Raw genomic sequence first — 9,964 nt, 5'->3', positions numbered from 1 at the left:
TATCCATACATAATAAACATACATCTCTATAAGGTTTATCAAAATGTCTATTCAGAGCATAACATCAGGCACGGTGTTTAAGCATGGATCATTTTTATCAAACATGCGTTATTCAGACACCACAGGGATTGATAGAATCAGAAAGAAGTTTCGCCTCTATTGCTGGTGTGTTTTATCGCCTAAAGTTACTAATGAATTAATAAGCTGCTTCGATGATCCATTACTTAAAAAATTAATTACGGTACACCCGTCTTTTATTGAAAAGCCTCTAAAACCATACGGTTGCTTATCATGGGATAAAAACCAAAGAACACTGATGCTGAAAAAGCATCTGCAATTTATGCTGAACAATTTTTCTTCAAACCTTTTAAATATATACCAGCATAAAGGCTATAAACTTTGGCAAATAACAGATAAGAACGACAATACTTACAATATATACCTTGATGCTGGTTACTCACGCGAGGGCTCTATCGGCATTACATTAACGGATAATAACGATACACAGTTGTATTGTATTAGTTTCACCGTTAACCAGGAGAAAAGCCTTTTACATATTGGTGCTTTACAAGGTCCAGACAGTGATATTGAAAACCGTCAAGCACTTATTAAACAGTTAACCAAAGGATTATATGGCTTACGTCCTAAAGCATTAATGGTTGAATTAGTTCTTATTTTTGCTGATTGTTACCAATTAAAAAATATTACCGCTGTTAGCAATAAAGGTCATATTTACCAAGCGCTACGTTATATTGGTTCAAAACGCACAGCTGTTAGTTGTGACTATGATGAGTTATGGCAAGAATATAATGGTATCAAACAAAATAAAGAATTATATCAGTTGCCGTTATCACCGAAACGAAAAGACTTAACCCTACTCAATCGAAATAAGCGCAAATTGTATAAACATCGTTATCAGTGGCTTGATGAGTTAAAACCATCACTGCAATTAGCTCTTCAATCATCAAAGTAAAAAGAAAAGCCTCAACAAAAAATAAAGGCTCTGAAGTCAGAGCCTTTTTTAATCTTTGTTCTAAACCTAAGCTGTCTGTTAATGGTTGTTATTAACATTCCCTAGCTTTAACCAAGTATCAATAACGGTATCTGGGTTTAATGATACCGAGCTAATACCTTGATCCATTAACCACTTGGCTAAATCATCATGATCAGATGGTCCTTGACCACAAATTCCGACGTACTTACCTGCTTTTGTTGCCGCATCAATCGCCATTTTCAGCATTGCTTTAACCGCTGGGTTACGCTCATCAAAGAGATGCGCAACATCACCAGAATCACGATCTAAACCAAGCGTTAATTGAGTCATGTCATTAGAACCAATCGAGAAACCATCAAAGTACTTTAAGAAATCATCCGCCAGTACTGCGTTTGATGGCAGTTCACACATCATGATCACTTTCAGACCTTGATCGCCACGGCGTAAGTCGTTTTTCGCCAGTAATTCAATAACCGATGCAGCTTCACTCGGTGTACGAACAAACGGGATCATAATCTCTACGTTCTTTAAACCCATTTCATTACGAACACGTTTGATCGCTTGTGTTTCAAGTTCAAAGCAATCTTCAAACACAGGAGAGATATAACGAGATGCACCACGGAAACCTAACATAGGGTTCTCTTCATGAGGCTCGAAACTTTGACCACCAATTAAGTTACTGTACTCATTCGATTTAAAATCAGACATACGTACAATCACACGTTTTGGCCAGAATGCCGCAGCAATAGTTGAGATACCTTCAGTCAGTTTACTTACATAGAAATCAATAGGATCGTTATAGCCTTTGATTTTCTCGCTGATCTGCGCTTTTAACTCGTCACTTTGTGCATCAAAGTTAAGTAACGCTTTCGGGTGAATACCAATCATTTTATTGATGATAAATTCCAAACGCGCTAAACCAACTCCTTCATTCGGTAGCTGCGCAAAATCGAATGCGCGCTCAGGGTTACCCACATTCATCATCACTTTCGTTGGTAGCATGGGTAGTTCATCTACCGAAGAGCGTCGAACTTCATAATTCAACTCACCTTGATAAACATAACCTGTTTCACCTTCTGCACATGAAGCAGTAATAACAGCACCATCTGTTAATACTTCTGTAGCGTTACCACACCCTACAATGGCAGGAATACCTAACTCACGGGCAATAATGGCAGCGTGACATGTACGACCGCCTCGATTAGTAATGATCGCTGAAGCACGCTTCATTACAGGTTCCCAATCTGGATCTGTCATATCAGTAACAAGGACATCCCCTTCTTGAACCAGTGACATTTGATCAAGTGAATCAACCAGACGTACTTTACCGCTACCAATACGCTGCCCAATCGCGCGACCTTCTAATAACACATCGGCTTTATTATTTAGCTCATAGCGCTCAATTACGTTTTGAGATCCTTGCGAACATACCGTTTCAGGACGCGCTTGAACAATGTAAAGCTTGCCATCAATACCATCTTTCGCCCACTCAATATCCATCGGACGTTGATAGTGCTTTTCAATGATCATTGCTTGTTTAGCAAGCTCTTTAATTTCTTCATCATTAATTGAGAACTGGTGCTGTTCTTCGACTGAAGTATCAACAATGTCGACTTGCTTACCAATCTCTTGGTTATCTGAATAGATCATCTTGATGAGTTTTGAGCCAAAGTTCTTTCTTACGATCGGTGCATGTCCAGCTGCAAGCATTGGCTTGTGAACATAAAACTCATCAGGGTTTACTGCGCCCTGCACCACCATTTCACCTAAGCCCCAAGATGAGGTAATGAACACCACTTGATCAAAACCAGATTCAGTATCTAAGGTAAACATTACCCCAGAGGCTGCTTTATCAGAACGTACCATGCGTTGAATACCCGCAGACAGTGCAATGCCCTTATGATCAAAACCTTGGTGAACACGGTAAGAAATGGCACGGTCATTAAACAATGATGCATACACATGCTTCGTTGCTTCTAAAACGGCATCAACGCCTTTTACATTAAGAAATGTTTCTTGTTGCCCCGCAAAGGAAGCATCAGGTAAGTCTTCTGCGGTTGCAGATGAACGAACCGCGACGGAAAGTGCTTGATTACCATCAATCAATTCAAGGTAATCACGACGGATGCTCGCTTCTAATTCAGTTGGAAATGGCGCATCTAAAATCCAATTACGGATGGTAGCACCTATTTCACGTAGTGCATCTACGTCATTAACATCAAGAGTACCTAGCAAATCGTAAATACGATTATTCAGCCCTTCATACTCTAAAAACTCATGGTATGCGTGGGAGGTAGTCGCGAACCCGTTAGGAACAGACACTCCCGCATTTGAAAGGTTTGAGACCATTTCACCAAGCGAGGCATTCTTACCGCCAACTTGGTTCACATCATTCATTGATAACGTATTGAACCAAAGGGTGTGCTTTTGCATGTGTTTCTCCAACAATAATCAACTACCATGTAAAGAAAAGGCAAACGATTGCTTAAATTGGCAAAAAATTTTACTTTTAAGTCAGGTTGTGGACTTGGTAGCAAAATGTTTGATCACTTTTCTATACCTTAAGCGCATCTTATCTAAATTTATTTTATGATTTAAACTTATTATGCATCCCAAAATTAGAACTCGTGACGTATTCTACATTTCTGATGGAACCGCTATTACTTGTCAGACAGTTGGTCATGCTGTGCTTGCTCAGTTCCCTCTTAAAGTCAATGAACAGACCTTTCCCTTTATTGAGAATGGGCACAAAGTCACTGAAGTGATAAAAGAGATAGAACGATCTTTTTTAGCGACAGGAGAAAAGCCTTTGGTGTTTTTTTCTATGGTCGTACCTGACATCAAGCAACAACTCCTCTCTGCCAATGCCCTGTTCTACGATGTATTACAAACCATGGTCAATTTCGTTGCTGAAGATCTACAGCTAGAGCCCAAGCCACAGCTGCAACGCTCACACAGTGTCGGTAAAGATCAAGATGGTTATTTTGATCGAATAGCAGCCATCGAATACACCCTCTCCCACGATGATGGCATTTCACTGCGTGGTTTAGAGGAAGCGGATTTAATCTTGCTCGGTGTATCGCGTAGTGGCAAAACACCCACCAGCCTTTATATGGCAATGCAGTTTGGTTTAAGAGTGGTGAACTACCCGTTTATCGCCGAAGATTTAGCAAAAATGCGTTTATTACCTGAATTTGAAATTCATCGCCATAAACTGTTTGGCTTAACCATAGATCCAGAGCGTTTAACGGAGATCCGCAGTAGTCGACTGGCTAACAGTGACTATGCCAGTGAAAAGCAATGTGAATCAGAGCTTCACAGTGTAGAAAGCTTATTTCGACGAGAAGCCATTCCTTACATCAACACATCAAGCATGTCGGTAGAAGAGATCTCAACCCGTATATTAGAAAGAACAGGATTAAAACGCCGTTTATTCTAGTGCCCGTTTGTAATGACTACTTATGACTTCAACTAAAAAAGCTCTGCACAATCGGTTTGTACTGAGCTTTTATTATTCAGCTGATATATTAGTTCTTTGATGGCTCTGGTAGTACCGGAGGCGTACTGTCCATGTAAGTTAAGAAATGCATCCAGATATCATGAGTTCTTTCTTTGGTTAGCTGGGTTTTACAATCTAACGCCATCACATTACGGATTGTACCGTCACGCCACTGCGTATAAACCGCACTGCACTGGGCTTTCATATACACTTCCCAATCTTTCTGCGCTTGCTCAATCGCCTTAACTAGCTTTGGATCTTCTTTATTATGCTCAAGACTAGCTGAAAAATATTTCTCTAATTCTGCCTGTGCTGCATCTAACTTACCTGCTGCACATTCGTTAATTTCAAGGGTGTTACGAGGGTTATCGCAATCCAATACTTTCTTTGCAGCCAATGTGGGGAACGACAAACAAACTAAAGCAAGAAACAGATACTTGTTCATATTTAGCCTCTAAATAACGATAAAAGTCACAGCATTTTCACCAAGAAGTATGTTGTATGTCCTTTGGGTGAATCTGCTAGTTCACCATAAACAGTAAAGCCCAGTTTTTCATAAAATGGTTTGGCTTGAAAATCCAAGGTTTCAGTACGGATTTGCGTTAACTGTTTTTCCTTAGCCAACGTCACTAACTGCTCTATAAGCTTAGTACCAATCCCTTGTCCTCGAGTTTCTTCTGACAGCCAAAGTAACTCTAAAACACAGTAGCTCCACACTACACTCGCTTGCAATCCGCCAACATATTCACCCTTATCATTCTGCGCCATAATCGCAAAACGTAAGCCAGATTCAAACTCACCATCATTAGGTAAATACGGTGCATTAAACGCACTAATACCATCACTTATCACTTGTAATTGATGCTCAGACGGCTGAACAGATACTTCAATTTTCAATGTTTACTCCAATGACGATATACAAAAATAGTGCGTGGAAACTAACATGAAAGTTATCTTCACGCCTTTATTTATCCACTATTCTGCGATATCAAAGCGGGATTTTTATTCACCAGCGATGACCATTGCTCTGATCTTGGCAGCTTTTTCAAAATGATCGAGTTGATGAGTTTTGATCCACCACTCAGCAGCTTCCATTAATAGTTCTGGATCATCATTTTTGTTTTTAAAAAACGCATAAAAAGACACGCCAACATTTTCACCTTTGCTGGCTATTTTCTTATTACATACTTCAATGATTTTATTTCTTAATACCGCTCTCATTACTTTCCTTTAATCTGTTACTTCACTATCAAACGTAAATCTTATCTGGTTATTGTATTTTCTTAGCGTTGGCGTTCGGTTTCTCCAACTCGAAGGATGCGTTGTTTTGTAAATCGGTATATTTTTAGTAGCAAACACGCGATCTAGAACATCCAACACCAAACCCGATAAATCCTTACAGCCAAGAAAACGGTATGACGTATGCTCGGTTGAAGGCATCAATTGAAGTTCTTCTTTTAAAAGCATCTCAAACCGCTGTTCAAAGAGCGACCTGTTACCTTCATAGTACGCATTCATCCCATTTGATAAATTAAAATCACCCACAGTACATGAACACAACACGATCAACGGTTCTATTTGTTCTAAACGATATTCAAGATATGCTTTTTGACTTCCCCATAAACGAAGAAAGTTTCTTGTTCGATATTTGCCAGTGTCTCTATCCCCTTGTGAGCATTGCTCTTGAAGTGCATTCATCACAATCACAGGGTAATAACCATCGGAGGGAAACACATTCGCCGCTTCTAATAAGCCAGCCAAATGCATCAAGATATTCATTCCAGTAACGCCGTTAACAGGTCTTGCTTTTACAATCGTATTGCTAGAAAAATCCGTTACGTTATGGACATTAAACTCTTCAATATGTGGACTTTCAGTCACGATAAGCACAGGGCGCTGATAACATGATTGATGCGTTAGATAGGTATCTATACCTATAAACTTATCGGGATATGATTTGGGTCTTCTGATTTTGGCTTTCGAGTGGCTAACCTTAATAACAGCAATCACTTCATCATTACAGCGTTTCACATCCACCTCCAAGCCCATGAGTTCCTATTGAGAGGAATAAATACATAACAAATACGTTATGCGCATCAAAACTCTTATGAATAGTTCATGACTCAATCTAATTCAAAGATTTGTTTATGATTTGCTTAGAGAGGAACGCTTAGGCTTTTCGAACATATTACCTATTAGCACTTTGTTGCAAATAAACCACAACCTGACGGACGAGCTTTACTGGCTGAAAACCGTCCCCTAACAGACATAAGTTGCGTATTCAATCATGTATTAGCACCTACGCTAAATACAAAAAATCACCCATTGTTATTTATATATCCGCTCATTTTTATTTCCTTATCAAATCGCCGAGATCATACCATTCCAGAATATTACATTCTCTTACATATGATGGTTTGTTATGATTTTATAAAAGAAATAATATACGCATCCCTCAAAATCATATCCATTAGATACAAATTTCTTTCTTTTGATGAGCGTATATGACAAATAGTCAATCCATTCTTATTGTCGACGATAGTGCTATTATTCAACAAACTACAAAATTAATTTTACTCAAAGGCAAGTTTGAAGCTCAGCGGATCTTTACAGCATCAAATGCTCAAGATGCAGTAAAACTATGTCAGAGACAAATGTTTGATATCATTTTTATCGATTTCAACTTAGGGCTAGGAAGCACTGGTCTTCAGCTACTTGAAAGGCTCCATCACAATCAATTAATCGCACATAATCCGCTTATTTTTATTGTTACAGCTGATGACTCAGAATCTATTCTTATGGGTTTTTCTGAATATCAACCGACCGATTATTTAATTAAACCCTTTCGACTAGAAACCCTTACATCTCGAATTAATTTTCATTTTAATAAACATAATTTCGATAATGCTGTATTCGAAAATTATCAATCAAATGGTTGGTTTGGTGCACAACGATTTTTAGAGAATAACTCTTACTGTGACAAATATTGGTCTGCAGTAACAACACTCGCTAAACGATTACTTATTAATAATAAAAGCGAAAATCATACTGACATTGAACTTATGCTCAATGATATTTTGCAACAAAATGACTATGTCCCAGCTAAATTATTATTAGCACAGCTGTGGTTATCACAAAATAAGCTCGAACAATTACTCCCTTTTTTAACCTCTATTAATTCTTCGAGTCCACAACAACATTTAAGTTTATTAGATCTAAAAGCAAGGGCTGCGATCAAACAAAACCGTATCAGTATGGGGTATGAGTTTTGGTTATCAGCACACAAGTTAAGCCGTAATAATCTGTACCGTTTATTTGGACTGATTTGGATTGAATTCTGCCTTCAACATGATACGGAGATTGATCGTCATATCAGAGAAGCCTGCGCATCACTGCGTTATTCTATTTGGGATAGACCACAAAACTACGCTTTTTTAGTCTGGGTGCAATTACATCAACATAGCAAAAAAAATGTGCCCGTTGAGAAACTTTGGGGACAGATCAGCCAACTGCAAAAATACACCAAACATGATCGCGCTTATCTGTACCTACTACGTGCCTATCAAGCCACCGAAACTCACTCTACTCTTGTCGCTTATCGTGATTTTATGACGGCTATTTCAAGTATTGAAGAACTAGAGCAACATGATTTATCAAGTGAGTTTTTGATCATTGCTCTTAGTGTGGCAATACGTCTTTCAATGCACAGCCATATTGTGAAATATTCACAACAATTAGCGGAAAAATTTAATGATAACCCTAATGAACCGCATAACATCATTAAACAAATTTGGTTAAAGGCACAAACCGCTAAGATCAATGAAAACAAATCAGCTGAATATAAATACGCCCTTCAGTTGGTTAAACAAAAACAATTTCATATCGCGGGTCAGTTAATCGTCACCCTTTGGCCTTTGTATCGCTTTGATATCACTTTAGGTCGCTGCATTGTTGAAATGTACGCTCGAGGTTATTTAGATTTATACCTCAGCGATAAAAACTTGATCATCGAAGCGCGTTGGGTGTTTGAATCACAAGAGAACAAACCTGAATGGTACTTAAAGCTGAAAAGTAAGCACGCAGTACTCAACAAACCTCTTTACTAATTTTCCGAGAAACACTGATGCGCTACTTACTTATCATATTAAGCGTATTGTTCACGTCACAGTGCTGGGCAAATACCGATCACGATCGCACTAAATTAAAAGCGGGCTATCTTGCATTAGGTTGGTCACCTTTACTGTTCACAACCAGTAAAAATGAACTATCGGGGCTTTTACCCGACTTAATGGATCATCTTGCAACAAAAGGTAATTTTGCTGTAGAAGCAGTTGCCTTTAATGATCCTAACGATATTATTTCTGCATTAGAAAAAAATGAGATTGACCTGATTGTCGGTATTAACCGTTCTTTTGAAAGAAAGAAAAAAATGGCATTCAGCCTGCCTATTCTTGCTGTTCCTTATGGCATGATAAGTAATAAATCATATTCAAATAAAGAACAAAAAATCATTGCGATCGAAGATAGTTTTCTGTCGAATGAATTACTACAACAGAAAAGTGATAATATATCAGCGCTGATCATGCCTGATATATTAATTGCTTTAAATTCAGTAGAAACTGGGATTAGTGATGCCTATATTGGTAACGCTATTACACTTCATAATCTTTATCGTAAAGCAAATACTAAAACGAATTTGCAGTTCTCTACTGTAGAACAATTACCATTAGATAAAATGCATATTGCAACGTCTAAGGTTAATTCTTATCTGCTTAATATCATCAATGATGAAATATCTTCATTACAAGATGAGGAATTAGAAAAAATATATAATAAATGGCTAACAAAAAGTCAAATTGAACTATTAGAACATCCTAATGATATAAAACTATCTAAGATTGAAAAAGATTATCTTAATTCAGTTTCCACCCTACGTATTGGCTACAATTTTGATAAAACATGTTACAAAGAAAACGACACCATCTACCTTCAAGTAGCTGATATTATAAAAAAGTTCAGCGATATACTTGGTGTGCAGTTTAAGTTTGTGCATGTTGATGACTACGATATGGCCAAAGAAATGCTCAATCGTGGTGAGATTGATATTTTAAGCGCTGTCGCGATCTCTCCTCTACGTAAAAAACAAGTACACTTCACCATGCCATTTGGTAGTGAATCTTGGGTTATTGTTAATAAATTTTCAAATAATAATATTTACGGTATCAGCAGAAATGAGTCAATTGGTGTTATTGATACAGGATTTGTAAAAAGTTTAACGAAGAACTTGTATCCAAATAATAACATGGTCACTTTTGACTCACAAAAAAGTTTACTTATGGGATTAATCAATAATGATATTGATTATGCCGTTATCTCTCTTTCTCAAGTACAGATATTATTGCAAAATGAATTTTTAGGACAATTAAAAATTGTTCCAAGTAAATTAGATAATCACCCTCGCAGTATTAGCT

Annotated in this window: 9 protein-coding genes; 4 read left to right on the top strand and 5 right to left on the bottom strand. The window is 37.8% G+C overall.

Annotation, left to right across the window (positions count from 1 at the left end; all coding sequences use genetic code 11):
* Window positions 1-43 precede the first annotated feature (43 nt).
* Entirely contained in the window at window positions 44-973 is a 930-nt protein-coding gene (locus E5A76_RS12275; protein ID WP_161119107.1) for a VirK/YbjX family protein, read from the top strand.
* 78 nt (window positions 974-1,051) lie between these two features.
* Here the strand turns inward: E5A76_RS12275 and ppsA are convergent, their stop codons facing one another.
* On the bottom strand, window positions 1,052-3,427 hold the full coding sequence (ppsA, locus tag E5A76_RS12270; RefSeq protein ID WP_161119106.1) for a phosphoenolpyruvate synthase: 2,376 nt from the start codon (window positions 3,425-3,427) through the stop codon (window positions 1,052-1,054).
* Between the two features lie 172 nt (window positions 3,428-3,599).
* Between ppsA and ppsR the strand changes: the two genes are divergently transcribed.
* A complete protein-coding gene (gene ppsR / locus E5A76_RS12265; protein ID WP_053989279.1) occupies window positions 3,600-4,433 on the top strand; it encodes a posphoenolpyruvate synthetase regulatory kinase/phosphorylase PpsR in 834 nt (277 codons plus the stop codon).
* An 88-nt stretch (window positions 4,434-4,521) separates the two neighbouring features.
* Here ppsR and E5A76_RS12260 read toward each other — a convergent pair whose 3' ends face one another.
* The 4 genes from E5A76_RS12260 to E5A76_RS12245 form a co-directional block, all read right to left on the bottom strand.
* Window positions 4,522-4,938: a lysozyme inhibitor LprI family protein gene (locus tag E5A76_RS12260; protein ID WP_161119105.1), complete on the bottom strand. Its 417-nt coding sequence runs from the start codon at window positions 4,936-4,938 to the stop codon at window positions 4,522-4,524.
* Window positions 4,939-4,964: 26 nt separating this feature from the next.
* On the bottom strand, window positions 4,965-5,390 hold the full coding sequence (locus E5A76_RS12255) for a GNAT family N-acetyltransferase (RefSeq protein WP_107166236.1): 426 nt from the start codon (window positions 5,388-5,390) through the stop codon (window positions 4,965-4,967).
* 105 nt (window positions 5,391-5,495) lie between these two features.
* Complete coding sequence (locus E5A76_RS12250; RefSeq protein WP_053989282.1) at window positions 5,496-5,714, bottom strand: DUF6500 family protein; 219 nt, start codon at window positions 5,712-5,714, stop codon at window positions 5,496-5,498.
* Window positions 5,715-5,723: 9 nt separating this feature from the next.
* Window positions 5,724-6,524, bottom strand: a complete 801-nt coding sequence (locus E5A76_RS12245) for a hypothetical protein (protein WP_161119104.1) — start codon at window positions 6,522-6,524, stop codon at window positions 5,724-5,726.
* 473 nt (window positions 6,525-6,997) lie between these two features.
* Between E5A76_RS12245 and E5A76_RS12240 the strand changes: the two genes are divergently transcribed.
* Both E5A76_RS12240 and E5A76_RS12235 read left to right on the top strand, forming a co-directional pair.
* Window positions 6,998-8,599: a response regulator gene (locus E5A76_RS12240; RefSeq protein ID WP_161119103.1), complete on the top strand. Its 1,602-nt coding sequence runs from the start codon at window positions 6,998-7,000 to the stop codon at window positions 8,597-8,599.
* A gap of 17 nt (window positions 8,600-8,616) precedes the next feature.
* The coding region (locus E5A76_RS12235) for a transporter substrate-binding domain-containing protein (protein ID WP_161119102.1) at window positions 8,617-9,964 on the top strand (1,348 nt) is incomplete at its 3' end.

The organism is Photobacterium lucens (assembly GCF_009873615.1).
Taxonomy (GTDB): domain Bacteria; phylum Pseudomonadota; class Gammaproteobacteria; order Enterobacterales; family Vibrionaceae; genus Photobacterium; species Photobacterium lucens.
This window is presented reverse-complemented; position numbering and strand designations above follow the sequence as displayed.

What these genes read in the sequence shown, in the direction of transcription:
- E5A76_RS12250 (WP_053989282.1), bottom strand. Translation starts at nt 5,714, where the DNA reads ATGAGAGCGGTATTAAGAAATAAAATCATTGAAGTATGTAATAAGAAA.
- ppsA (WP_161119106.1), bottom strand. Translation starts at nt 3,427, where the DNA reads ATGCAAAAGCACACCCTTTGGTTCAATACGTTATCAATGAATGATGTG.
- E5A76_RS12260 (WP_161119105.1), bottom strand. Translation starts at nt 4,938, where the DNA reads ATGAACAAGTATCTGTTTCTTGCTTTAGTTTGTTTGTCGTTCCCCACA.
- E5A76_RS12240 (WP_161119103.1), top strand. Translation starts at nt 6,998, where the DNA reads ATGACAAATAGTCAATCCATTCTTATTGTCGACGATAGTGCTATTATT.
- E5A76_RS12275 (WP_161119107.1), top strand. Translation starts at nt 44, where the DNA reads ATGTCTATTCAGAGCATAACATCAGGCACGGTGTTTAAGCATGGATCA.
- ppsR (WP_053989279.1), top strand. Translation starts at nt 3,600, where the DNA reads ATGCATCCCAAAATTAGAACTCGTGACGTATTCTACATTTCTGATGGA.